Source organism: Pelomonas sp. Root1237 (assembly GCF_001425055.1).
GTDB lineage: Bacteria > Pseudomonadota > Gammaproteobacteria > Burkholderiales > Burkholderiaceae_C > Pelomonas.
On sequence record NZ_LMDK01000001.1, the window covers coordinates 189885 to 213480 of the forward strand.

Consider the following 23596-nt stretch of genomic DNA (forward strand, 5'->3'; position numbering starts at 1 on the left):
CTTCGCCTGAGGACGGCCGCGCGACGGTACGGACCCCTGAAAGCCGTCAGGCCGCCGACTTGGCCGCTCAGAATTCGCCGCCGCTGAAGCGCGTGTCTGGCAGCTGCAGCAGGCTGCGCAGCTGCAGCCGTGTCGACGGCCAGACCGTCAGCGGCGGATTGACGGAGTCGAGGTGGGCCTCGCGCGCGGCGCCCAGGCCCTGGCGGTGGGCCAGCTCGACGAAGGCCTGGGTGGCATCGCGCGGCAGGGCCTGGGCGAACAGAAAGCCCTGGCCCAGGCTGCAGCCCAGCTCGGTCAGCACCTGGTGCTGCTCGGCAGTCTCGATGCCCTCGGCCACCGTGTGCAGGCCCAGGGCCTGGGCGAGGTCATGGATGGCCGCGACGATGGCGCGTGCCGTCGCGCCGGCCTGCGGGTGGTCGAGATCGGCGATGAAGGCGCGGTCGATCTTGAGCTGGTCCAGCGGCAGGCGGCGCAGATAGGCCAGCGACGAGAAGCCGGTGCCGAAGTCGTCCAGCGCAGTGCGCACACCCAGGGCGCGCAGCCGCGTCAGCAGGTCGATGGCGTGTTGGCTGTCCTTCAGCAGGGCCGATTCGGTCAGTTCGATCTCCAGGCGGTCGGCAGGCAGGCCGGTGCGCTCCAGCGCCTCCAGCACATGCAGCTCGATGGGGCTGCGCTCGAACTGCAGGGCCGACACGTTGACGGCGACGCGCAGCTCGCCCGGCCAGCGCGCTGCGTCGCGGCAGGCGATGAGCAGGGCCCAGGCGCCGATGGTGATGATGAGGCCGCTGTCTTCGGCCAACGGGATAAAGACGGCCGGTGGCACCAGGCCGCGCACGGGATGGCGCCAGCGCATCAGCGCCTCGAAGCCCCGCAGCTTGCCCGTGGCCAGCTCGATCTGTGGCTGGTAGTGCATCTCCAGTTGATCCGCGTCCAGCGCCAGCCGCAGGTCGGCCAGCAGGGCGAGGCGGTCCTGGGCGGCCTGCTGCAGGGCCGGCTCGTAGAGCACGAGGCGGTCGCGCCCGGCGGCCTTGGCGGCGAACAGGGCCAGGTCGGCAGCGCGCAGCAGCGGGTCGGCCGCCTGGGCATGGCGTGGCGCGCAGGCCGCGCCGATGCTGACGCGCACGTCGATCTCGTTGCCGTCGATGGAAACCGGCACGCGCAGGGCCGAGCGCAATTGCTTGCCCAGGCGCTGCATGGCTTCGGGGCTGAGCTCGCCGCGGAGCAGCACGGCGAATTCGTCGGCGCCCAGCCGCGCGACCAGGTCGCCGTTGCCGCGCCGCGCTGCCAGGCTGTCGTGCAGCCGCTCGCCCACGGCGGCCAGCAGGTGGTCGCCGGCGGCATGGCCCAGGCTGTCGTTGACCTGCTTGAAGCAGTCCAGGTCCAGCAGCAGCACGGTGCACGGCGAGATGGGCCCGCCGCCGCCGAGATAAAGGGCCAGGCGGCGGTGGAACTGGTGGCGGTTGGCCAGGCCGGTGACGGTGTCCTGGTCGGTCAGGCGCAGCAGCTCGCGTTCGCGCTCGCGCACCTCGCTGATATCGCTGCCCACGCCGCGCCAGCCGCCGTCGCCTTCCAGGCGCCGCCCGCTGAGCGTCCACCAGACATCCTCGCCGCCAACCCGCAGATGCAGGGCGTGATCGCTCAGCGGTTCGGTCGCCAGCAGCGCGTCGCCCAGTCGGTCCAGGCGCTGCTGGGCGTCGGCGTTGTTGGCGGGCAGCTGGTGGGCCAGTACGGCCAGCAGCGGCTCGCCGATCAGGTCCTGCGCCCGCTGGCCCAGGCTTTCGGCCATGCGCTGCGAGACATGGCGCAGCCGGCCGTCGCGGCCCAATTCCCACAGCCAGTCGCTGGCGTGATGTTCGAAGTCGCGCAGCAGCAGCGACACCGTGAGCCGGTCACGTGCGGCCTCGTGCTGGGCGTGGCGGCCCAGCAGGAAGAGGCGGGCATTCAGCAGTGCCGCCATGCACAGCGCGATGGCGTACAACGGCAGCAACGGCAGCAGCCCGTCCATCCAGGGAAGCGGCAGCAGCGCGATGCCCACGGCCAGCGTGCCGCAGGCGCCCAGCACCCAGCCGATGGCCACGGCGGGCAGCAGCGCGAACATCCAGGCTGCGGCGGCAATGGCGCCGGCCGCGGTGGCCACCAGCGGCGCGTGCAGGCCGGGCTCGGCCTGCTGGGCAACCTGCAGCAGCAGCACCGCGTCCAGCACGCCGCCGGCAAAAAGGTCCAGCGCCAGCAGCAGGCCGGCACGGATGCCGCGCGGCGGCGCGTCGGGTGGGCGGCGGTGGCGTTCATGCCGCCACAGCGCGAAGTTGAAGCCGTTGAGCGCCACCAGTGCCATCAGCGTGGGCGCGACGGGCAGCAGGTCGATGCGCCCTTTCAGTGCCACCAGCAGCAGCGCGATGGCGATGGCCGTGGCCACGACCGAGGCAGGCAACTGGCCGACGACGGCGCGCCACTGGTCGTCCCGCAGCTTGACCGCCTCTGCCGGATCGCCCGGCACCTCCCAGGCGGCGTGGATCAGCCGCTTGAACCCCGCCAGCGGCCACCGGGCAGGCAGTGCAAAAGGGGGCAGTGGCTCGGCCATGGCGAGCCCATCCTAGGCGGGCCCTGGCCGGCGTGGGTGTGACGCAATGCCGATTCGTCCGCAATCAGCGCGGCGCAAGCTTCACGGGCCCAGGGTCAGCGCTGTGCCGTGTTCTCGCGCACCATGCGCTGCATCAGCGTGAAGAAGCGGTCGTAGAACTCGCCCGCGGGAATGGTCTCGGAGGCCACCTTGACGAGGGAGTCATCGCTCGATGACAGCGGCACCGAGATCGAGCCCAGCGCGCTGACGCCGAGGCTGGCGGCCTGGTTGCTTTTCTTCAGCGCGTAGCGGTCCTGCTGGGCGCTGACATAGGCCGTCGCGATCTGCTGCTTGGGGCCATCGCCGACGCAGACAACATTGAATGCGATCTCCACATGCACCTCGCCCGCGGGCTGGAAGTGCTTGGCACCGCGCACGACGCCGCTTTCCGCCTTGCTGATCACATAGCCCTGGCTGAGCAGGGCGCGCCGGGCGGCCTCGCAGGTGTCGTCGACATTGGCGTCGAACAGCCGCGAGAAAGTCTCCTCGGCAGCAAAGCTCTCACCCTGGTAGACCGACTTCTGGGACTTGTCCGACCTCGAGGGCAGGCCGCCGCAGCCCGCCAGCAGCGTGAGGAGCAGGAAGGCGGACAGGGTCAGGGAGCAGAGGCGATGCATGGGGCGATTATTCCGTCCGCGAAAGGGCGCTTTGTTTCCGGGCGGGTGCCTGGGCCCCGCGCGCAACGCCGCCGGGCCTGGATCCGATGACAGGGACATTCAGGGGAAGGTGCGGCATTCAGCGTGCCCATCAGCCGGGCAGACGGAACGCGAAGCGGCAAGGCTGCCACGGTCGGCGCAGGCAGGCGGCAATGTAAGCGCGGGCTCACAACGCTGAGCTCTGCGATGCCCATCCGGACCGGCATCGACCGTTGATCGGGTTTTGCTTCACATGCGGCCATTGAGGGCGAAGATGCGCCGCATGAAGCGCCGTACCTTCGCATTCGCCGCACTGCTGCCGGCTCTGGCCTGGGCCGAAGAGACTGCTGAGTCCGCGTTCGGCGGCCATGGCATGGCCGTGTTCGGCGGCCGTGAGGGCCTGTATGCCTCGCACTTGCCGATGTTCCACACGCCGCATGACAGCCAGGTGCTGCTGCGCTTTCACCTCGCCGATGCGGCGGCCGACAAGGCACTGCGCGAGACCTTGGCCCGCCAGCCCAGCTTGTGGACCTTCGACCCCGAGGCCTTTGACCTGCTGCGCTTCACACCAGGCCACGCCAAGCCGCTGCGCGAATTCAAGGCGCGCTTCTTCGCGGGCCACTTCGAGCGTGGCGGCAAGCCACAGTCGGCCGAGCAGCGCGTCGTCGTCGATGAGGTGATGCTGTTTCGGCGGCTGAGCCCCGTTCAACGCGAGGCATCGACCGGGCGCTATCGGCTGATCGGCAAGGGCAGCGAGTGGTTCGCGGTCAAGACCATCGACCGCCGCCCGGACTTCGACCACATCGTGCGCCTGAAGGCACCCCAGGTCCGCGGCGAGGTCGATGTGCCGCTGCAGGGCGTCGCCAGGCCTGGCGCCACTGTCCAACGTGCCTTCAAGGCCAAGGGGCTGACCGAGATCTACTTCGAGACCGACGACCTGCGTTGAGAATCGCTTCCAACCCAGGAGGCTTTATGGACAACCCCAGCGTCACCCTGATCCAGCGTCAGGGCTACCAGTTCGAACACCATTACGTGCCGGAGCTGCCGGTGCTGCTATCGGACGAGCCCGTGCCCTTCGGCACCGGGCTGGGGCCCGATCCGGTCGAACTGCTGGCCTCGGCCATCGGCAATTGCCTCTCCGCGTCGCTGTGGTTTGCCTGCCAGAAGTACAAGGACGACCCCTCGCCGCTGCGCACCGAGGTCAAGGCGACCGTCGGCAGGAACGAGCGCGGACGCAACCGCGTGCAGGGCCTGGCGGTGGACCTGCACCTGGGCAAGCCAGCCGACCAGCTCGGCCACATTCAGCGTGTGCTGGACACCTTCGAGGACTTCTGCACCGTCACGCAGAGCGTGGCGCCGGCCATTCCCGTGACGCTGCGCGTGCTGGACAGCACTGGTGCGGTTCTGAAGCCCGCCGCGGCCGTGTGAATTCTTTGCGGGTCGAGCGCCGGGCCGCTCCCTAGCCGGTCCGCGCTGGCGATGTGCTTGCGGTTCGATACCGCGAGCATCGCCGTCCCCTCGGGGGACCGGCCAAGGTACTCCTTGGCCGAGGGGCTTCATTTTTCTAAGCGGGCATTTCCAGGCCGAGTTCCTTCAGGATCGCCTCGCGCAGCGCATCCATCTCCGGGCTGATCAATCGCCGCGGGTGCGGCATGTCCAGCTCGAAGCGGGCCTGGATGCGCGTGGGCCGGGGCGACAGCACGAGGATGCGGTCGGCCATGTAGAGGGCCTCGTCGACGTCGTGGGTGATGAGCAGCACCGTGTGCTTTTCTTCGGCCAGGATGCGCAGCAGCTCGTTGCGCATGCGCAGGTTCATCAGCGCGTCCAGCGCCGAGAAGGGCTCGTCCAGATACAGGATCTCGGGCTTGACGATGAAGGCCCGCGCCAGCTCGACGCGCTTGAGCATGCCGCCCGACAGCTCGTGCGGGTAGGCGCCTTCGAAGCCCTTGAGCCCGACCATGGCGGCGTAGTGGTCGGCCAGCTTGACGCGCTCGGCATCGACGCCATGCTCCTGGCCGGTCAGGCCGAACATCAGGTTCTGCTGCACGGTCAGCCAGGGGAAGACCGAGCCATATTGCGAGATGACGATGCCCTGGGGGCTGGGGCCGGGATGGGGCTGGCCGTCGATCAGCAGCGAGCCGCCGTCGGTCTTTTCGAAGCCCGCGAGGATGTTCATCAACGTCGACTTGCCGCAGCCGGAGGGGCCGACGATGGCGACGAACTCGCCTTCGGCGACGTCGAAGTCCACGCCCTGGATGACGGGCAGCTGGCCGCCCTTGGCGGACTTGAAGCTCTTGGTCAAGCCGCTGACGGCGATCTTGGGCATCTTGTTATCTGACATAGCGCCACCGCACGGTCTTGAGTTTTTCGAGCAGGCGGGTCACGCCGTCCAGCAGCAGGCCGATGACGCCGATGAGGATCATGCTGGCGATGACGAGGTCATAGCGGTTGCCGGCATTGCGCGAATCCATGATGAGATAGCCCAGGCCCGAGCGCAGCGCGATCATCTCGGCCGCCACGACGACCAGCCACGCCACGCCGATGCCGATGCGCATGCCGATGATGATTTCCGGCAGCACGGCCGGGATGACGACGCGGCGGAACATCACCGCGCGCGACACGCCGAAGTTGGTGGCCGCGCGCAGGTAGCGCCGGTCGATGGTGTGCACGCCCGAGGTCGTCTGAACGATCAGCGGGAACACGGAGGAGATGAAGATCAGGAAGATGGGCGAGGTGTCGCCGACGCCGAACCACAGGATGGCCAGCGGGATCCAGGCGATCGGCGAGATCGGCCGCAGCATCTGGAAGATCGGGTTGAAGGTGCGGTAGGCGCCGGCCACCCAGCCCATCCACAGGCCCAGCGGGATGCCGATCAGCATGGCCAGGCCGAAGCCGATGCCCACGCGCATCAGCGACGCGGTGATGTGCTCCCACAGCGTGCCGTCCTGGGCCAGCTCCAGCGTGCCGGTGACGACGGCCCAGGGTGTCGGGAAGATGGGGCTCTCGGTGTAGACGACGATGCCCCACCAGGCCGCGATGACCAGGGCAATGACCGCCAGCGGCGGCAGGATTCGATTCAGGCGCAGGTTCACCGCCCCTCCTTCCAGTGGTTCTTCATGAGGCGTTGCCAGCGCCATTGCAATGCTGGCCAGCCGCGCGCTGGCGTTGGCGCGACGACGACGGCCATCTGGCCGCTGGCATGTGCGCTGCACGCGAAGCTATAGGTCGATGCGACCTCGAAGGGCAGGCGAAAACTCTGCCCCGGCATGATGAGCACGGGGCCGAACTGCTGCGGCACCTCGTCGCGGTTGCGCAGCAGCAGCACGTCGTTCAGGCCCAGCGTCAGATCGATGCGGTCCGGGAGGATCTCGACCTTGTCACCGGCCATGCGGCGGGCATAGGTGCCTTGCGGGATCTCGAACAGCTCGTCGCGCGTGGGCAGTTCGATGGGCGCCAGCGCCGCCCAGGCCACCAGGGCCAGCGGCAACGTGACCGGCAGGAGCCAGACCCAACGCTTTCTCACTTCGAAGCCAAGAGCAGCTTGAGGTCGTGCACGAAGTCCTTGGCCTCGTGGCCGTAGGGCATCATGGCCCGCAGCGTGCCGGCGCGGTCGATCAGCCAGACCGACGTGGAGTGGTTCATGCCGTAGGCGTTGCCTTGCTTGGGCGCGATCTTCTCGGCGACGACGCCATAGCGCTTGCGCATCGCGGCCAGCTTGTCCGGTGCCTCGGTGCCGCCGATGAAGGTCGGGTCAAACGCGGTCAGGTATTGGCGGATGCGCGGGATGTCATCGCGCTCGGGGTCCACCGTTACGTAGACGACCTGCACGTCCGCCGCGTCGGTGCCCAGCTGCTTGCGCGCCTGGGCGAGCGTGGCCAGCGTCGTCGGGCAGACCTCGGGGCAGTGGGTGAAGCCGAACACCAACAGCACCAGCCTGCCCTTGAAGCGGGCGAGATTGAGGGCGGCACCGTCGCTGCCCTGGAGAGCGAATTCGGGCGCTGCCTGGGCGGGCTCGAAGACGCCGGCCTTCAGCGTCGGCGCAGCCTGCGCCGTCAAAGGCAGCGCGGCCCACAACAGGGCGCGGCGTTTCATATCGGGATGGGCGCGGCCTTGGCCGCCTTGACGAAACTGTCGTCCACGTATTTCTCGTAGGCCACCGGGGCCTTGAGCGTGCCGGCCTCGATGGACAGCTGCATCAGGTCGTCGAACTCGGCGCGGATCATGCGCAGGTCGCCATAGGTGACGCGGTCCGTCGGGTTCTCCATCACGAAGCGCAGGATGTTGGGGTCCTGGTTGAAGAACTTGCGGCCGGCGGCGATCTGGATGGCCTTCTCGCGGTTGGCGGCCTGCAGGTCCAGCCAGTTGCCGGCACCCTGCACGTGGTTCACCAGGTCCTGCACCAGCGGCCGGTTCTCCTTGATGAGTTCCTCGCGCACCGTCAGCACGCAGCAGATGTAGTTGCGCCACTCGTCGCGCGTCATGCGCAACGGTCGCGCATAGCCGGCGCGCTGGGCCGAGGCGCCGAAGGGCTCGCCGGTGCAATAGGCGTCCACGGCCTTGGCAAAGAGGGCGGCCGGCATGTCGGGCGGCGGCATCTCGACGATCTGGATGTCCTTGGGCGTCATGCCCTCCTGGGCCAGCATCTTGCGCAGGAACAGAAAGTCCACCGCGAAGCGGCTGGGGATGGCGATGCGCTTGCCCGTCAGGTCCTTGAACTTCTTGTAGGGCGAGTCGGTGCGCACCATGATGACGGCGCCCGAGCGATGGCCCAGCGAGACGATCTTGACCGGGATCTTCTTGTCCGCCAGGTCCATGACCAGCGGCGCAAGCATGTAGGCGGCCTGGATGCCGCCGGTCATCAGCGACTCCTTGATCTCGGGCCAGCCGTTGTACTTGCTGTACTCGAACTGGAAGGCCGAGCTGCCGGAGGCCTTGTTGGACGCCAGGCGTGCCGAGCAGGCCACCGGCAGCGTCAAGTTGCAGGTGACCGGCAGGCCGCCGACGATCAGCGGGCCGGAAGCGGCCGCCGCGGGCAGGCTCAGGACCGGCAGCGCCGACGCCAGCGCGCCGCGCAGCAATTGCCGGCGATCAAGGCCGGCGGGTGGGGATTCAGGCAGTTCGTGAGTCATGACCAGGGCGCATGACTGTGCCAACTCCTGACAGGCTGTCCATGCGGGTTGACCGAATTGTGCCTACTTACCTACCTTGAAACTGAGCCGCCGCCAGGCTTTGCGGCGGCTGACGGCGGTGCATGGGCGGGGCCCAGCGCGGATTACGGGTACAGGCCGCGCTCCTCGCGCGCCTGCAGCACCCGCGTGCAGGCCACCGTGAAGGCGGCCGTGCGCAGCGTGACCTTGTGCAGCTCACTGGTTTCCCAGATGTGCTTGAACGCGCCGATCATGATCTTGTCCAGGCGGACATTGATCTCGTCCTCGGTCCAGAAGAAGGACGAGAAGTCCTGCACCCATTCGAAGTAGGACACCGTCACGCCACCGGCGTTGGCGATCACGTCGGGCACGACGACGATGCCACGGTCGGCCAACACGGCCTCGCCGTCCGGCGTGGTCGGGCCGTTGGCGCCTTCCAGCACCAGGCGGGTGCGGATGCGCTGGGCGCGCTCTGCGGTGATCTGGCCTTCCAGCGCGGCCGGGATCAGCACGTCGCTCTGCACGTCCCAGAAGTTCTCGTCGGCGATCTTGTCGGCACCGGCAAAGCCCGCCACACCCTTGTAGGCGGCCACGTGATCGAGCAGGCTTTGCATGTCGAAGCCGTTCTCGTTCAGGATGGTGCCGGTGTGGTCCTGCACGCAGACGACCTTGGCGCCGTTGGAGGCAAACAGCTTGGCGGCAATGGAACCGACGTTGCCGAAGCCCTGCACGGCGATGCGGGCGCCTTCCAGCGGCTGGCCCAGGCGACGCATCGCTTCGCGGCCAACGACGAACACACCGCGGCCGGTGGCGGCCACGCGGCCCAGAGAGCCGCCCAGCTCGATGGGCTTGCCGGTGACGACGCCGGTCGCCGTGGCGCCGGTGTTCATCGAGTAGGTGTCCATCATCCAGGCCATGATCTGGCCGTTGGTGTTGACGTCTGGCGCCGGGATGTCCTGCTGCGGGCCGATGATGATGCCGATCTCGCTGGTGTAGCGGCGCGTCATCTTCTCCAGCTCCTTGAGGCTCAGCAGCTTGGGGTCGACGCGGATGCCGCCCTTGGCGCCGCCATAGGGCAGGTTCACCGCGGCGTTCTTGATCGTCATCCACGCCGACAGGGCCATCACTTCTTCAAGCGTCACGTCGGGGTGGTAGCGCACGCCGCCCTTGCCCGGGCCGCGCGTGAGGCTGTGCTGCACACGGTAGCCCTCGAAGTGGGCGATGCTGCCGTTGTCCATCTCGATGGGGATGTCGACGATCAGCGCGCGCTTGGGGCGGCGCAGCGTCTCGACCCAGCGGGCCAGGCCGCCGAGATAGGGCTCGACCGCATCAATCTGCGACAGATAGGTTCCCCACGGGCTGTTTCGCGTCGGCGAAACAAAGGACAAATTGGGCATGAAACGCTCCGTAACTTTGAGTGGGGCGAACGGTAGCGCGAAGGTCCGCTCCCTCGGCAGCGCTTGTCTAGCCAAGTCCGTATGCGCCCATGCACGCAATGCATACCGGGCCGAACCTAGCGTCGGCGACGTGGCATTCCACATAATCCCAAGATCAGAAGCAGGGCGGTCGGAGGCTCGGGCACGGCGGTGGTCATCCAGCCCAGCATCTGCATGTCGGCCGGGTCGCCGGCCAGCGTCGCATCCAGCCAGGAGCGGTAGCTGGACAGCTGGACATAGGCCGAACGAGGGTGGATGTCGTGGCCATTGGCGTCCTGGTCGGCGACATAGCCCGAAGCAATACCCCACAGCGAGGCACCGCTCGCCAGGCTGCTGACCTGGCCCAGGAAAAGCCCGCCGCCACTGTCTCCGCCTTGCACATAGGGCTGGGTGTAGCCGTCGGTGTAGGCGATCAGCCAATGGACCGGCACCGCTGCGAGCGGCCCGGCGCCGTCCGGGTCTACCGTCGGCCAATACTCTCGAACCTGGCTGAAGCCATAGCCGCGTGGCAGCTGGTTGTGCCCGGTCGTCAGCGTCGCGTCGATGGCGTAGCTGGCGTTGGCGGACAGGGTGTCGGTAACCAGGCTCAGCGACGGTGCCGCGATCGGTGTCTCCAGCCGCAGCAATGCGATATCGTCCATCGGAAAGCCGCCTGACGCCGCGTCATAGCGCGCCGCGACGGTGGCGCTGCCGAAGCCGTTGCTGAAGGTGTCGCCGACCTCATAGCCCAGATGCCGGGCCGTGATGACCCAGTTGGGCAGCACCTGCACGCCGCTGGCCACCTGGCCGAACTCGGTCGTCGCGATGCCGCCGACAAGGGCCATGGCCGGGGCGGCCGCCGTCACGCCTGCGACAGCCACGGCGACAAGGCGGCTGACCGCCGCGGATCGGGTCATGTGAATCATCGGCATCTCCTGAGCCAGAGCGCTGCAGCATGTCTCGTCGACGCGATGCTGTCCACTGCCACTCTCGGCCCGCTTCAGGAAGAGGAAAACCGGCCGCAGCCGGTTTGGGGGCAGCAATCTCAGGCGCCTACTGCGAGGCCAGTGCGCGCTTGAAGTCGGCGTCGTCGAACAGTTTGCCGACCAGGGTCTTGTAGAGCGCGCCGTATTGGTTGATGGCTGCCGGCAGGGCGATCGCGCCAACGAAGGACGATTCCCAGGTGGACTCGGCAATCACTTCCTTGTCGAACACCGTCTTGCCTTCGCGCTTGATCTGGATCTTGGCGGCCAGCCGTCCCTTGCCGGTGCTCATGCCGGCATCGACCATGCTGTCGGTCAACTGGCCTTCGATGACGATCTTGGACTTCGAGTCCAGCAGGCCTGCGGCCGTCAGCTCAGCGGCGATCTCATCGCGCAACTGGCCCGCGAAGCTGCCGCCTGCCGGGCTGAGCGACGAGCCACGCAGGCCGCCCAGTGTGGTGTCCATCTCGGCCGGTTTGCCGGCGGCGAGCTTGAAGCTGCCGACCTGGGCGGGCACGAGCTTGGTGGCGCGCAGCTTTTCGGCGTTAGCGGCGCTGGGCGCCGGGGCGGGCATTTTCACGGACGCGCAGCCCGTCAGCGCGGCCAGCAAGACGACCAGGGCCAGGCGCTGCGCGGTGGCCCGGGAGGAGAGCAAGGCATGGATCATGGTTCGGTCGTCCTTCACTTGAAGCTGGGGTCTTGGGAAATGTCGTTCAGCACGTTGCTGACAACCTGGTTGGTCATCTGGAACGCTGCTTCCTGAAGGTTGGGCATCTTGGTGGCATTGCCCGGTGTCGCAGCTGCGCCCATGGTCGTGTGGATGGCGTGACGTGCCTGCTTGACGACGGGTGCGGCGTCGCCCGACGCCCGGTAGGTGGCCGTGCAGATGTAGCCGTCCGACACTTGCGAGCCGGCGAGGCCGAAGGTCAGTCCGGTCACGAATCCCTTGGAGAAGGCGTTGTCGGTCAGCGGCACGTTGTTCAGCGTGATGCTGAGGACGGCTCCATTGGGCACGGCGGCACTGCCCACTTCACTGAACATGCCGCTGGCCTTCACCTGAGCAGAGACGCGATCACGCAGCATGGCCGTGGCCTGCGCGTTGGCCACCCCCTTGGTTTGGAAGTCGAACAGCACCTGCACCGGCGCTGGAGCCGGCGGCTTCTTGAACTGCGCCGCTGCAATTTCCTTGGTGCTGCCGTCCAGATAGGCGCTGGCGCAGCCTCCCAACAAGGCCGTGGCGGCCAGCAGCGTGCCGAGCGCAGCTCGCCGCGCCCATTCCTTCAACGTAAACATGAGATCTCCCTGTTGCATCACACGCGCCGCTCTTCGACGGCGCGAACCGGTGTCGCCGGGTCGTCTTTGCCGGGGTGTGAGCCCGCGGCGACCTGGGCGGCGCGAACTATAGGGACGTACCGCGCCGTTGCCGGTCCGAACTATCCCCAGTCAGCGAGCGAAGGTGACGAATACCATCCGCGGGTGACCTCCCTCGACCTCGCCCTGCTCTATCTCGTGGCCGCCGTGCTGGGGGTGGTCGTCTGCCGCCTGCTGAAACTGCCGCCCATGCTGGGCTATCTGGCCGTCGGCGTATTGATCGGGCCGAACGCCCTGGCTTTTGCCCACGATTCCGCCAGCATCCAGTACCTGGCCGAGTTCGGCGTCGTCTTCCTGATGTTCGCCATCGGGCTGGAATTCAACCTGCCCAAGCTGCGCGCGCTGAGGACGGCCGTCTTCGGCATCGGCATGGCGCAGGTGGCGCTGACCATTGCCGGCGCCATGCTCGGCAATGCGCTGCTGATCGCCGGCTTCGCGATGCTGGGCAGCGCCTGGCAGATGGGTTGGCAGGGGGCCCTGGTGCTCGGCTCGGCGATGGCCATGAGCTCGACGGCCATCATCGTCAAGCTGATGGCCGAGCGGCTGGAGCTGGAGAGTCCGCACGGCAAGCTCGTCATGGGCGTACTGCTGTTCCAGGATCTGGCCGTCGTGCCGCTGCTGGTGCTGATCCCGGCGCTGAACAGCACCGGCAGCGAGATGATGAGCGCGCTGGCCTGGGCCGGGCTGAAGGCCGCGGCCCTGCTGACCCTGCTGCTCTACGGCGGCCAGAAGGTGATGCGCTGGTGGCTGACGCTGGTGGCGCGGCGCAAGAGCGACGAGCTCTTCATGCTCAACCTGCTGCTGGTCACGCTCGGCCTGGCCTGGCTGACCGAGCATTTCGGACTCAGCCTGGCCCTGGGCGCATTTGTGGCCGGCATGCTGATCTCGGAGACCGAGTACCGCCACCAGGTGGAGACCGACATCCGGCCCTTCCACGACGTGCTGCTGGGCCTGTTCTTCATCACCATCGGCATGAAGCTGGACTGGCGGCCGCTGGTGGACACCTGGTGGCTGGTCATCCTGCTCACCCTGGCGCCGGTGGCGGCCAAGTTCGCGCTGATCGCCGGCCTGGCCCGCCTGTTCAAGTCACCGCCGGGCGTTGCGCTGCGCACGGGCCTGTACCTCGCCCAGGCCGGCGAATTCGGCTTCGTGCTGCTGACGCTTGGAACGCAGCACGGCCTGGTGGCGCAGCAATGGGTCAGCCCGGTGCTGGCCAGCATGGTGCTGTCCATGCTGGGTACGCCCATCCTCGTCATGTACAGCAACCGCATCGTCATGAAGCTGTCCAGCAGCGACTGGCTGATGCAGTCGGTGCAGCTGACGATGATCGCCAAGAAGTCCATCCAGTCCGAGGCGCACGTCATCATTTGCGGCTACGGCCGCTCGGGCCAGAACCTGGCGCGGCTGCTGGAGGGAGAACACATTCCCTATATGGCCCTGGACCTCGACCCGGACCGCGTGCGCCAGGCCGCAGCGGCGGGCCAGAGCGTTGTCTTCGGTGACGCGGCCAAGGTGCAGAGCCTGATGGCCGCGGGCCTGGCGCGGGCCAGCGCCGTCGTCGTCAGCTACCACGACACGCCGTCGGCACTGAAGATCCTCGACCTCGTGCGAGCCCATGCGCCCAGGGTGCCGGTCGTCGTGCGCACCATCGATGACACCGACCTCGAGCGGCTCAAGACCGCCGGCGCCACCGAGGTCGTGCCCGAGGCCATCGAGGGCTCGCTGATGCTGGCCTCGCATGCGCTGGCATTGGTGGGGGTGCCGATGCGCCGCGTCATCCGCATCACGCGCGATGCGCGCGACAAGCGCTATGGCCTGTTGCGCGGCTATTTCCACGGCGCCGACGACGACACCGCCGACGAGCTCGACCAGGCCCGCCTGGCGTCGGTGACGCTGCCCACCGCCAGCCTGCATGCCGGCAAGTTGCTGGACGACCTGGCCCTGCACGCCCTGGGTGTCGCCGTGGTGTCACTTCGACGCGCCAACGGCAAAGGCCTGCTTGCTGACGGCGCGACGCTGGCCAGTGGTGACACCCTGGTCATCAGCGGCAAGCCGGAGGCCTTGGCGCTGGCCGAAGAGAAGCTGCTGGGCTAGGGCCTGGCAACGCGACCCATTGCCGCGCCATTGCCAGGCTCTGCCACCTGAGTGACAAGCGCCCGCGGGTCGCTGGGCCACACTGGCGCACCCCGCACTCGAAAGAAGCCGCGCCATGAACTTCGACTACAGCCCCAAGGTCGCGCAGATGCGTGAGCGCCTGCTTGCCTTCTTCGACGAGCACATCTATCCGAACGAGAAGCGCTATCTCGACGAGGTGGCTGCCAACCGTCGCGCCGGCAATCCCTGGGTGCCCACGAAGGTCATCGAGGAGCTCAAGCCCAAGGCCCGCGCGGCCGGTTTGTGGAACCTCTTCCTGCCCAAGTCCGCTCGCGCGCCCGAGGGCCTGTCCAACCTCGAATATGCACCGATGTGCGAGATCATGGGTCGCGTGTTCTGGGCGCCCGAGGTCTTCAACTGCTCGGCACCCGACACCGGCAACATGGAGACGCTGGAGCGCTATGCGTCCGAGGGGCTGAAGGACAAATGGCTGGAGCCGCTGCTGCGCGGCGAGATCCGCTCGGCCTTCCTGATGACCGAGCCGGCCGTGGCTTCGAGCGATGCCACCAACATCGAATGCCGCATCGAGCGCGATGGTGACGACTACGTCATCAACGGCCGCAAGTGGTGGAGCTCCGGTGCTGGCGACCCGCGCTGCGCCGTCTACATCGTCATGGGCAAGACCAACGCCGAGGCCGGCCGCCACGAGCAGCAGTCCATGATCGTCGTGCCGGCGAACGCGCCGGGCATCACGGTGGTCCGTCCACTGTCCGTGTTCGGCTATGACGACGCGCCCCACGGCCACATGGAAGTCGAGCTGAAGAATGTGCGCGTGCCCGCCAGCAACATCCTGCTCGGCGAGGGCCGTGGCTTCGAGATCGCGCAGGGGCGCCTGGGCCCGGGCCGCATCCACCACTGCATGCGCAGCATCGGCGCCGCCGAGCGCGCCCTGCAGTTGCTGTGCGAACGCGCCATCGCCCGCACCGCCTTCGGCAAGACGATTGCCCAGCAGACCGTCACGCAGGAGCGCATCGCCGAGTCGCGCTGCATGATCGAACAGGCGCGCCTGTTGACGCTGAAAGCCGCCTACATGATGGACACGGTGGGCAACAAGGTCGCCAAGGCCGAGATCGCGATGATCAAGATCGTCGCGCCCAACATGGCCTTGCAGGTCATCGACTGGGCCATCCAGGTGTTCGGCGGCATGGGCGTCAGCGACGACACGCCGCTGGCCATGATGTGGGCGCACCAGCGCACGCTGCGCCTGGCCGATGGCCCGGACGAGGTGCACCGCAATTCGCTCGCCAAGCTGGAGCTGGCCAGCCACATGAAGCTGCCGGCCGACAGGGTCTCGATGCCGGTGACGCGCGGCGGCTGACCGTTAGCCCCTCGTCCAAGTCCGCCTCGCTGAACGCGGGCGCCCTGGTCGGTCTTGCAGACCGCGCCGCGGCAGGTGCCGCAGCTCTTCGGCAGGCACATCCCGCCCACTGGGCGCGATGTGTCCGGCCTCAGCCCCGAGGGCACGGCGATGCTCGCGGCATCGAGCCGCGAGCACATCGCCAGCGCGGGCCGGCTAGGTGAACTGGAGTCGGACACAAGCAGTCCCTGCGGACTGCTTGTGCCTACGGAAGGCCATGGGCCTCTGGCCCATGGCAGGCCCGGCGCTCGGCCCGCAAACTCAGGTGGTCTGGCGGCGGCAGCCCAGCACGCCCGTCACGTGGTTCAGCACCTCGGGCGCCCAGCCCATGCCCATATGGCTGGCCTGCACCTCGATGTCTCGCGCCAGCGGCCAGCGGCGCGCGTGCGTGCAGGCTTCCCACGAGACGACACCGTCGCGGCGGCTGTACAGCGAGATCGTCGGCACCGGCGGCGGCTCCGCCAGGCGCTCGCGCAGCGCCGCCTCGGCGGGGGCCTCGCGCCCGTTCAGCAGGCGGAACAGCCAGCCCACGTTGGTGTCGTCGACGCTGCCATTGAAGGGCGTGCCGATGGTGACGACGTGGTGCACGCGGTCGTGCCAGCGCTTGGCCAGCTCGCGCGCATAGAAGCCGCCCAGGCTCCAGCCCACGAAGCTGACCTCGCGTGCCGGCGCCACGCGCTCGTGCAGCTTGTCGGCCAACGTCTCCAGCCAGGCATCGACGTCGCCCTTGGGCCCGGTGTTCATGCCCTGCCCCCAGTCCAGCGCCCGAAAGCCGGCGCGCTCCAGATGCCGGCGCAGCGGCCACAGCGTCAGGCCGTCCGTTCCCAGGCCCGGGAACAGCACCACGGTATGGCCGGCGCCGACCTGGCTGGGCGTCTTGCCCCACTGCATCAACGCGGCCCAGGCTTCCAGCGTGGCGCGCGCCGGCTCGGAGGCCAGCAGTGACAGGGCGGGCCGCCGGTTGGGTGCGGCGACGGGCTTGGGTGTCAGGGTCACGACGGGAGTGGAAGAGGTCATGGCTGTAGCGGCGTGAGCCGATGGGTCAGTCAATGGCCCCGATGCTGGCGTGCCGCACCGAGGCGTGGTGCCAGCGCGACGGCACAGGCGCTGTAGGACGGCACTGGCCGCTTGGGCGAAGGGCCCCACCCCCGCATTGGCGGGGTGAGCCCGGTGCTTCGGCTGACAGAATGCGGGCATGGCCAAGCCCGCACCCAAGCTCAATCCAGAAGAAGTCAAGCGTGTCATCGCCACCGCGTTCGAGGACACACCGCCCTACACCAAGGTGTTGCTGATGCATGGCATCGGGCATGGCGAGCTGGTGGCCCTGCTCAAGCGCGAGCTGACGCCGGCGGCCTACAAGCTCTGGACCGCGCGCGGCAGGTCGAGCAAGGGACCGACCAAGCGGGCCACCTGGCCCCATGGTCGTTGACGTGAAGCTCGACCGCCGGTCTGTCCTCGCGCTGCTCGCCGCCCTGGCCGCCTGCAGCGACCCGGATGCGCGCATCCGCAACCGCATCGATACCGGCTGGCACCGGGACGATCTTGAGGCCCTGCTGCTGCACTGGCATGGTCATGCGCTGCGGCCCGACGGCAGCTTCCAGCTGGCCTTCAACCGCGCCTGGCAGCCCCAGCCCCAGCCGGAACTCGAGCTGATCGGCCAGGCCCGCCTCGTCTACGCCTTCGCCGCTGGCCATGAGTTCATCCCAGATGCGGGTTATCTCAAGGTGGCCCGGCGGGGCGCCGACTATCTGTTGCAGCGCTTCCGCGACCCGGTGCATGGCGGCTTCTTCCACACCGTGGGAGCGGACGGCATCCCGCGCGCCTCGATCAAGCGCGCCTACGGCCATGCCTTTGCGTTGCTGGCGCTGGCCGAGATCTACCGCATTGGAGGCGATGTGCGCTATCGCGATGCGGCCCTGCAGGCCTGGCGCGAGATCGAACTCAACTTCTTCGAGCCGGCCGGTGGCCTCTACAACGAATGCGAGCGTGACTTCAAGCCCATTCCGGGCGCGCGCACGCAGAACCCGATCATGCACATGTTCGAGGCGCTGCTGGCTCTGCGCGATGCCACCGGCGACAAGACCGTCGAGGCCGGCGCCCGGCGCCTGGGCGACTTCGTCGCCTACAAGCTGCTGCAAGGACAGGCCGAGGGCAGCGCTCACATCCCCGAGTGGTACGACGAGGGCTGGAAGCCCTTGCCGACGCGGGAAGCCGGCGGCTATATCGACATCGGCCACCAGTTCGAATGGAGCCATCTGCTGATGAAGGGCGCGCTGGTGTCGCCCATCTATGCCCAGGTGGCCGAGCGGGTGCTCGCCTATGCGCTGGCCACCGGCTATGACGACATCGACGGCGGCTGCGGCCTGAAAGCCTTCCCGGACGGGGGCAAGGCCGACGCGCACAAGGGCTGGTGGCAGCAGGCCGAATGCCTGCATGCCCTGCTCGTCGCGGGCCAAGCCACGGGCCGCAACGACCTGTGGCGGCGCTACGAGCAGACGCAGGGGCTGATCAAGACCCAGCTCATCGACGCCGAGCATGGCGGCTGGCGCGCGGCCGATGCCCTGCCCTGCAAGAGCGGCGGCTGCCGTGATGCGCAGCCCGATCCCTATCACATGGTGCGCCTGCACCAGGCGGCGCTCAAGGTCGCCAGCTGACGCTCAGCCCGGGCGCAGGTCGCCCATGCCGGCGTATCGCCGCAGTGCGCCGGACGCCGAGATCAGCAGCAGGCCCCCGGCGATGCCGATGGCGGTCACCACCCCGTAGAGCGACAGCCCCGTCGGCAGCAGCCAGCCATAGAGCTGGCCGGCCAGCAGGCCGGCCGTGGCCTTGGCCAGCATCCAGGCGCCCATCAACGTGGCCGCCCAGCCGGCTGGCGCATACCGCGACACCACGGCCAGCCCGATGGGCACGACCAGCAGCTCGGCCAGCGTCTGCACGCCGATGACGCCGACCATCATCCAGGCCGGAATGACCTCGCCCTGCGCGGCGCGGCCCTGCAACGCCTGCAGCAGCACGAAGCTCAGGCCCAGCACCATCATGCCCAGGCCCTGCACGCGAAATTCCGGCCAGCCCAGCCGCGAAAGCAGGCGCGCTGACAGCGGCGCCAGCAGGATGACGAGCAGGGGGTTCACGGCCAGGAACTGCGCGGCGGTCAGCTCGATGCCGAGGAATTGCGGCGAGACGTGGTCGCGCACGAACAGCGTCATCGCGCCAGCCGCCTGTTCGTAGCCGATGTAAAAGCAGATGGCCACCAGCGACATCAGCAAGATGACCTGGATGCGGCGCCGCGCCTGCGCATCAGTCCAGGCCGCGCGTGCCGGCTCGGGCGCTGGCGCAGCCACAGGCGGCAACCAGCGCCAACCGGCCATGAAAACCACGACGCCGACGGCCATGCCCGCCGCGGCAGACATGAATCCATAACCCCAGCCGTGGCGCTGCGCCAGATACCCACCGATCAGCGCAGACAGGGCCGCGCCGATATTGATGCCCATATAGAACACCGTATACCCACCCTGGCGCCGCGCGTCGTCTGGCAGATATAGCGCACCGACCATGGCCGTCGTGGTGGGTTTGAAAAGGCCGGTGCCCACCGCCAGCAAACCCAGGCCCAGGGTGACGGGCTGGCCCGCGCCGAGTGCGACATGGCCGGCCATCATCAGCAGCATGCCCAGCAGCACCGCGGGACGCTGGCCCAGGAGGCGGTCCGCCAGCCAGCCGCCGAAGATGGCGCAGAAGAACGCCGAGCCGGTATACATGCCGACGACCGAAACCGCGTCGGCCCGCGAATATTGCAAAGCCTCCACCAGATACAGCACCAGCAGCGAGCGAACGCCGTAGAAACTGAATCGCTCCCACATTTCTGCACCGGCGAGCACAAACAGGCCGAACGGTTGGCGGAGGTTTGCAGTGGTTGGCGAAATACCCGCGGCGGACATGGATCAAGGCTTTGGAGCGGCGGTTTTAGATAATAGGGGCGCGCCTTCACCTGGCCGTCAGGGCCATTGCAACCTTGCTGGTAAATACCCGCGGTAACGATGCGAAAACCGACATCGATAAATCCAAAAATGTGATTAGTCGCGAATCGGTCGGGCCCCTAGCATGATTTCAGACCCGAGCCACCGGCCCCCGAGAGGCCGACGCTGCCAGGGTTGGATCTGCACCCATAACGATTTCCGGAGACAAGATGAAGCAACAAGGCCTGGCGCCGCGGCATGCGCGTGCCCATTTCCAGAATTTCCCGAGCTTTGCCCTGAGCCTGACGGCCGCCGCCGCGCTGGCCGCCCTGTCCGGCAGCGCGCTGGCGCAGCAGGCCGCTGCGGCCGCTGCCGACCAGCAGCTGGAGACCGTCGTCGTCACCGGCGCCCGTGCCTCGGCCGAGACGGCCCAGGCCATCAAGAAGAATTCCGACCAGGTCGTCGACTCCATCGTCGCCGAGGACATCGGCAAGTTCCCCGACAAGAACGTGGCCGAGCTGGTCGGCCGCGTCACCGGCGTGCAGATCCAGCGCGGCAACGGCGAGGCCGGCACGGTCATCGTGCGCGGCCTGGGCGGCATCGTCACGCTGCTGAACGGCCGCGAGTTCTTCTCGGACTCGGGCCGCAGCCTCTATCTGGCCGACGTGCCGGCGACGATGCTCAAGCGCATCGACGTCTACAAGACCCAGGAAGCCAGCCTGCCCGAAGGCGGCACGGCCGGCGTCATCGACGTGCGCACCAACCGCCCCTTCGACTTCAAGGGCGCCCAGTTCGTCGTCAACGGCCGCATGGAGCACCGCGACAAGGCCGACGTCAACAATCCCGACCTGAGCGGCATGGCCTCCAACCGCTGGAAGACGGACCTCGGCGAGGTTGGCGCCCTGTTCGGCCTGTCCTACCAGCGCGGCAAGTACCACGATGAGCGCGCATGGGTCGGCGACCCGCTGACCTTCACGAACGCCGGCCGCAGCATCGTCGGCTCCGACGCCGTCGGCCGTGTGCTGGACCTCGGCGACCGCAAGCGCCTGGCCGGCAACTTCGCACTGCAGTGGAAGCCGAGCGCCGACAAGGAGGTCTATCTGGAAGGCTTCGGCACCAGCATCAACCACCGCTTCCAGCAGTCCTTCCTGGTGGCCGGCGCGCCGGTCTTCGAGCCGACCTCGGTGGTGACCGTCAAGCCCGGCACCAACTTCATGGACACGGTCACCAACACCAACTACAACGGTTGGGGCTTCACTTCCACGCAGGCCAAGCACGACACGGTCAGCAATGCCCAGGTGGCCCTGGGCGGCCACTGGGACGTGACCGACCGCCTGCGCCTGTCCACCGAGCTGGCCCGCACCAACAGCCAGATCGACTGGGTCAACCGCATCCTGGACACCGGCTACTCGCCCACCAGCACGGTGGCCAAGGTGCAGGACGGCGGCGGCTACATCAACTACCCCAACCTGGACTTGACCAGCAAGGCCAACTTCCGCATCAACGGCGGCGTGGATGTGCGCGGCGAGCGCGACGGCCACAACACCGACTGGCGCGGCGACGCGACCTATGACATCGGCGACGGCTTCTTCCGCGAGGTCAGCGGCGGCGCGCGCCTGGCCAAGCGCACGGCCATGTCCATCGGCACCACCATGCCCTGGACGACCAGCTTCTCGGCCGTGGGCAAGTCGACGGCCGATGCCGCGCTGGCGGACATGTTCTCGGTGTCGCCGCCCACCTGGGGCGACTACGGCGTCAAGCAATACGTCTATGCCGACCGCGACTGGCTGCTGAACAACGGCGAAGCCTTCCGCAAGCTGCTGACCAACGGCAACGGCGCGCTGACGGCCTATGACCCGATGACGCTGTTCGACGACAGCGAGACGACCCAGGCGATCTACGGCCGCACCAAGTTCGGCTTCAACGCCGGCGGTGTGCCGGTGACCGGCGTGTTCGGCCTGCGTGTCGTGCGCACCGAGCAGAAGCTGATGGGCAACTCCCGCAATGCCAGCACCGGCGTCATCACGCCGGTCAACATCGACACCTCGCGCACCGACGCGCTGCCGACGCTGTCGCTGAAGGCCGAGCTGACGTCCAAGCTGATCGCCCGCCTGGTGACCGGCAAGGCCATCGAGCGCCCGAACTTCGTCGACTACAACCCCGGCATCACTTTCACGCCCCCGGGCGGCGGCGTCACCTACGGCACGGCCAACGGCGGCAACCCGCAGCTCAAACCGACCGAGTCCACCAATGTGGACGCGGCGCTGGAGTACTACTTCGCCCGCACCGGCTCGGTGACGGCCACGGCTTTCGAGCACAAGTTCAAGAACCGCGTGTACTCGCAGACGGTCGAGACGACGATCGGTGGCGTGCCTTACCGCATCACGCAGCCGATCAACATCAACAAGGCCAATCTGCACGGCTACGAGCTGAGCTACCGCCAGTTCTACGACTTCCTGCCCGGCTGGCTTGGCGGCTTCGGCCTGGAGGCCAACTACACCTTCATGACCGGCAAGCAGACCGACCCGAACGGCGTGACCGGCCCCTTCCTCGGCCAGTCCAAGTCGGCCTACAACCTGGTCGGCTTGTACGAGTACGGTGACATTTACGCCCGCCTGGCCTACAACTGGCGCAGCAAGTTCCTGGCCGAGAAGCCTTACCGCACGACGGGCCGTGAGTTGTGGGTGGCGCCGCTGCGCACGCTGGACGCCTCGTTCGGCTACAGCTTCAACAAGCAGCTGACGATGTCGGTGGACGTGACCAACCTGCTCAACCAGTCCTATCACGACTACTTCGACCAGACCCCGTCGCTGGTGCGCGACGTGCGCTACTACGACCGCACGGTGGGGGTGTCGGTGCGCTGGAAGCTTTGACCCCGACGACCCTCGGCTCGTCCAGGGCGTTGCAGGCGCCTCGCCGGTAACGCCCCTTTTTATGCCGCCGTACCCATGTCTGACCTGCTTGAACCGCTGATCCGCCAGCGCGCCGATCCCCACATCAGCCGCCACGCTGACGGCTTCTACTACTTCACCGCCTCGGTGCCGCAGTACGACCGCATCGAGATCCGCCGCGCCCTCACCATCGAGGGCCTGGTGGATGCGCCGGTTTTCGACGTCTGGCACAAGCCCGACACGGGGCCGTATTCCGAGCTGGTCTGGGCGCCCGAACTGCATTTCAACGACGGCGCCTGGTATGTCTACTTCGCGGCCGCGCCAACCCGCGCGCTGGATGGCCTGGGCATGTTTCAGCACCGCATGTATGCGATCAGGAACATCGCCCAGGACCCACTGGGCGGCCCCTGGGAGTTCCTCGGCCAGGTCGACTCCGGCATGGACAGCTTCTGCCTGGACGCGACCACCTTCACGCACCGCGGCCAGCTCTATTACCTGTGGGCGCAGAAGGACCCGGCCATCCCCGGCAACTCCAACCTCTACCTCGCACCGATGAAAACGCCCTGGCAACTGGGTGGCGCGCCGGTGCTGCTGAGCCGGCCCGAGTACGCCTGGGAGTGCCGCGGCTTCCTCGTCAACGAAGGGCCCTCGGTGCTGCGGAGAAACGGCCGCGTCTTCATCAGCTACTCAGCCAGCGCCACCGACGAGAACTACGCCATGGGCCTGCTTTGGGCGGATGAAAACGCCAACCTGCTGGACCCGGCAAGCTGGCGCAAGTCCGTCCAGCCGGTCATGCGCAGTTGCGCCGAGGACAGCGTCTTCGGCCCCGGTCACAACAGCTTCACGGCTGGCGACGACCGCGACGAGGTGCTGCTGGTCTATCACGCCCGCACCTACACCGAGATCGTCGGCGACCCGTTGTGGAACCCCGACCGCCACAGCTTCGTGAAGCCGTTGCGGTGGTCGGCCGACGGCATGCCGCTGTTTGGCAAGCCTTCCCGGCTTGATTGATGCCGGTTTCGATATCGATACGTCGAGGAATTTGATTGGATCGCGTATCCCTCGGCCCC

General features: G+C 67.8%; 21 protein-coding genes. 8 read left to right on the plus strand and 13 right to left on the minus strand.

Features of this window, described 5'->3' with window-relative positions; all coding sequences use genetic code 11:
* Window positions 1-67: 67 nt before the first annotated feature.
* Both ASC91_RS00915 and ASC91_RS00920 read right to left on the minus strand, forming a co-directional pair.
* Complete coding sequence (locus tag ASC91_RS00915; protein ID WP_056191180.1) at window positions 68-2581, minus strand: bifunctional diguanylate cyclase/phosphodiesterase; 2514 nt, start codon at window positions 2579-2581, stop codon at window positions 68-70.
* Window positions 2582-2676: 95 nt separating this feature from the next.
* Entirely contained in the window at window positions 2677-3237 is a 561-nt protein-coding gene (locus ASC91_RS00920; protein ID WP_056191182.1) for a DUF2242 domain-containing protein, read from the minus strand.
* Between the two features lie 301 nt (window positions 3238-3538).
* On the opposite strand from ASC91_RS00920, the gene ASC91_RS00925 reads away from it, so the two are divergent.
* Window positions 3539-4201: a hypothetical protein gene (locus tag ASC91_RS00925; RefSeq protein ID WP_157280987.1), complete on the plus strand. Its 663-nt coding sequence runs from the start codon at window positions 3539-3541 to the stop codon at window positions 4199-4201.
* Between the two features lie 26 nt (window positions 4202-4227).
* Window positions 4228-4683 carry an OsmC family protein gene (locus ASC91_RS00930; protein WP_056191186.1) on the plus strand — a complete coding sequence of 152 codons (456 nt, stop codon included), beginning with the start codon at window positions 4228-4230 and terminating at the stop codon, window positions 4681-4683.
* A gap of 136 nt (window positions 4684-4819) precedes the next feature.
* On the opposite strand, the gene ASC91_RS00935 is transcribed toward ASC91_RS00930, so the two are convergent.
* The 9 genes from ASC91_RS00935 to ASC91_RS00975 all read right to left on the minus strand — a co-directional run bounded on the left by ASC91_RS00935 (window position 4820) and on the right by ASC91_RS00975 (window position 12093).
* A complete protein-coding gene (locus ASC91_RS00935) occupies window positions 4820-5581 on the minus strand; it encodes an ABC transporter ATP-binding protein (protein WP_200955199.1) in 762 nt (253 codons plus the stop codon).
* 4 nt (window positions 5582-5585) lie between these two features.
* The gene (locus ASC91_RS00940) at window positions 5586-6347 is read right to left on the minus strand and encodes an ABC transporter permease (RefSeq protein WP_235531765.1); all 762 of its coding nucleotides are present in this window, start codon (window positions 6345-6347) and stop codon (window positions 5586-5588) included.
* Window positions 6344-6778, minus strand: a complete 435-nt coding sequence (locus tag ASC91_RS00945; protein WP_056191195.1) for a hypothetical protein — start codon at window positions 6776-6778, stop codon at window positions 6344-6346. The genes ASC91_RS00940 and ASC91_RS00945 overlap by 4 nt, the downstream gene beginning before the upstream one ends.
* Window positions 6775-7347, minus strand: coding sequence for an SCO family protein (locus tag ASC91_RS00950; protein ID WP_056191197.1), 573 nt, complete (start codon window positions 7345-7347; stop codon window positions 6775-6777). Before ASC91_RS00950 ends, ASC91_RS00945 begins: the two co-directional genes overlap by 4 nt.
* The gene (locus ASC91_RS00955) at window positions 7344-8384 is read right to left on the minus strand and encodes an ABC transporter substrate-binding protein (RefSeq protein WP_056191199.1); all 1041 of its coding nucleotides are present in this window, start codon (window positions 8382-8384) and stop codon (window positions 7344-7346) included. Before ASC91_RS00955 ends, ASC91_RS00950 begins: the two co-directional genes overlap by 4 nt.
* Window positions 8385-8527: 143 nt before the next feature.
* A complete protein-coding gene (locus ASC91_RS00960; protein WP_056191201.1) occupies window positions 8528-9799 on the minus strand; it encodes a Glu/Leu/Phe/Val dehydrogenase in 1272 nt (423 codons plus the stop codon).
* A 116-nt stretch (window positions 9800-9915) separates the two neighbouring features.
* Window positions 9916-10743: a trypsin-like serine protease gene (locus tag ASC91_RS00965; protein WP_162247717.1), complete on the minus strand. Its 828-nt coding sequence runs from the start codon at window positions 10741-10743 to the stop codon at window positions 9916-9918.
* A 127-nt stretch (window positions 10744-10870) separates the two neighbouring features.
* On the minus strand, window positions 10871-11467 hold the full coding sequence (locus ASC91_RS00970; RefSeq protein ID WP_056191205.1) for a hypothetical protein: 597 nt from the start codon (window positions 11465-11467) through the stop codon (window positions 10871-10873).
* A gap of 14 nt (window positions 11468-11481) precedes the next feature.
* Window positions 11482-12093, minus strand: coding sequence for a hypothetical protein (locus ASC91_RS00975; RefSeq protein ID WP_157280991.1), 612 nt, complete (start codon window positions 12091-12093; stop codon window positions 11482-11484).
* A 183-nt stretch (window positions 12094-12276) separates the two neighbouring features.
* On the opposite strand from ASC91_RS00975, the gene ASC91_RS00980 reads away from it, so the two are divergent.
* Together ASC91_RS00980 and ASC91_RS00985 are read left to right on the plus strand one after the other, a co-directional pair.
* Window positions 12277-14265 (plus strand): cation:proton antiporter, encoded by a 1989-nt coding sequence (locus ASC91_RS00980; protein WP_056191208.1) that lies wholly within the window; start codon window positions 12277-12279, stop codon window positions 14263-14265.
* Window positions 14266-14380: 115 nt separating this feature from the next.
* Entirely contained in the window at window positions 14381-15643 is a 1263-nt protein-coding gene (locus ASC91_RS00985) for an acyl-CoA dehydrogenase family protein (RefSeq protein ID WP_056191210.1), read from the plus strand.
* A 300-nt stretch (window positions 15644-15943) separates the two neighbouring features.
* Here ASC91_RS00985 and ASC91_RS00990 read toward each other — a convergent pair whose 3' ends face one another.
* Entirely contained in the window at window positions 15944-16699 is a 756-nt protein-coding gene (locus tag ASC91_RS00990; RefSeq protein WP_056191212.1) for a triacylglycerol lipase, read from the minus strand.
* Between the two features lie 178 nt (window positions 16700-16877).
* Here ASC91_RS00990 and ASC91_RS00995 point away from each other — a divergent pair, with 178 nt between their 5' ends.
* Both ASC91_RS00995 and ASC91_RS01000 read left to right on the plus strand, forming a co-directional pair.
* Entirely contained in the window at window positions 16878-17111 is a 234-nt protein-coding gene (locus ASC91_RS00995) for a DUF2805 domain-containing protein (protein WP_056191214.1), read from the plus strand.
* 1 nt (window position 17112) lies between these two features.
* Window positions 17113-18336: an AGE family epimerase/isomerase gene (locus tag ASC91_RS01000; protein ID WP_235531767.1), complete on the plus strand. Its 1224-nt coding sequence runs from the start codon at window positions 17113-17115 to the stop codon at window positions 18334-18336.
* A gap of 3 nt (window positions 18337-18339) precedes the next feature.
* Here the strand turns inward: ASC91_RS01000 and ASC91_RS01005 are convergent, their stop codons facing one another.
* Window positions 18340-19617 (minus strand): peptide MFS transporter, encoded by a 1278-nt coding sequence (locus ASC91_RS01005; protein WP_056191217.1) that lies wholly within the window; start codon window positions 19615-19617, stop codon window positions 18340-18342.
* A 248-nt stretch (window positions 19618-19865) separates the two neighbouring features.
* Between ASC91_RS01005 and ASC91_RS01010 the strand changes: the two genes are divergently transcribed.
* A complete protein-coding gene (locus ASC91_RS01010; RefSeq protein WP_056191219.1) occupies window positions 19866-22508 on the plus strand; it encodes a TonB-dependent receptor in 2643 nt (880 codons plus the stop codon).
* Between the two features lie 75 nt (window positions 22509-22583).
* Entirely contained in the window at window positions 22584-23537 is a 954-nt protein-coding gene (locus tag ASC91_RS01015) for a family 43 glycosylhydrolase (RefSeq protein WP_056191221.1), read from the plus strand.
* Window positions 23538-23596: the final 59 nt, after the last annotated feature.

Coding starts and splice junctions, on each gene's coding strand:
- ASC91_RS00915 (WP_056191180.1), bottom strand. CDS start 2,581: ATGGCCGAGCCACTGCCCCCTTTTGCACTGCCTGCCCGGTGGCCGCTG.
- ASC91_RS00920 (WP_056191182.1), bottom strand. CDS start 3,237: ATGCATCGCCTCTGCTCCCTGACCCTGTCCGCCTTCCTGCTCCTCACG.
- ASC91_RS00925 (WP_157280987.1), top strand. CDS start 3,539: ATGAAGCGCCGTACCTTCGCATTCGCCGCACTGCTGCCGGCTCTGGCC.
- ASC91_RS00930 (WP_056191186.1), top strand. CDS start 4,228: ATGGACAACCCCAGCGTCACCCTGATCCAGCGTCAGGGCTACCAGTTC.
- ASC91_RS00935 (WP_200955199.1), bottom strand. CDS start 5,581: ATGCCCAAGATCGCCGTCAGCGGCTTGACCAAGAGCTTCAAGTCCGCC.
- ASC91_RS00950 (WP_056191197.1), bottom strand. CDS start 7,347: ATGAAACGCCGCGCCCTGTTGTGGGCCGCGCTGCCTTTGACGGCGCAG.
- ASC91_RS00955 (WP_056191199.1), bottom strand. CDS start 8,384: ATGACTCACGAACTGCCTGAATCCCCACCCGCCGGCCTTGATCGCCGG.
- ASC91_RS00960 (WP_056191201.1), bottom strand. CDS start 9,799: ATGCCCAATTTGTCCTTTGTTTCGCCGACGCGAAACAGCCCGTGGGGA.
- ASC91_RS00965 (WP_162247717.1), bottom strand. CDS start 10,743: ATGATTCACATGACCCGATCCGCGGCGGTCAGCCGCCTTGTCGCCGTG.
- ASC91_RS00970 (WP_056191205.1), bottom strand. CDS start 11,467: ATGATCCATGCCTTGCTCTCCTCCCGGGCCACCGCGCAGCGCCTGGCC.
- ASC91_RS00975 (WP_157280991.1), bottom strand. CDS start 12,093: ATGTTTACGTTGAAGGAATGGGCGCGGCGAGCTGCGCTCGGCACGCTG.
- ASC91_RS00985 (WP_056191210.1), top strand. CDS start 14,381: ATGAACTTCGACTACAGCCCCAAGGTCGCGCAGATGCGTGAGCGCCTG.
- ASC91_RS00990 (WP_056191212.1), bottom strand. CDS start 16,699: ATGACCTCTTCCACTCCCGTCGTGACCCTGACACCCAAGCCCGTCGCC.
- ASC91_RS00995 (WP_056191214.1), top strand. CDS start 16,878: ATGGCCAAGCCCGCACCCAAGCTCAATCCAGAAGAAGTCAAGCGTGTC.
- ASC91_RS01005 (WP_056191217.1), bottom strand. CDS start 19,617: ATGTCCGCCGCGGGTATTTCGCCAACCACTGCAAACCTCCGCCAACCG.
- ASC91_RS01010 (WP_056191219.1), top strand. CDS start 19,866: ATGAAGCAACAAGGCCTGGCGCCGCGGCATGCGCGTGCCCATTTCCAG.
- ASC91_RS01015 (WP_056191221.1), top strand. CDS start 22,584: ATGTCTGACCTGCTTGAACCGCTGATCCGCCAGCGCGCCGATCCCCAC.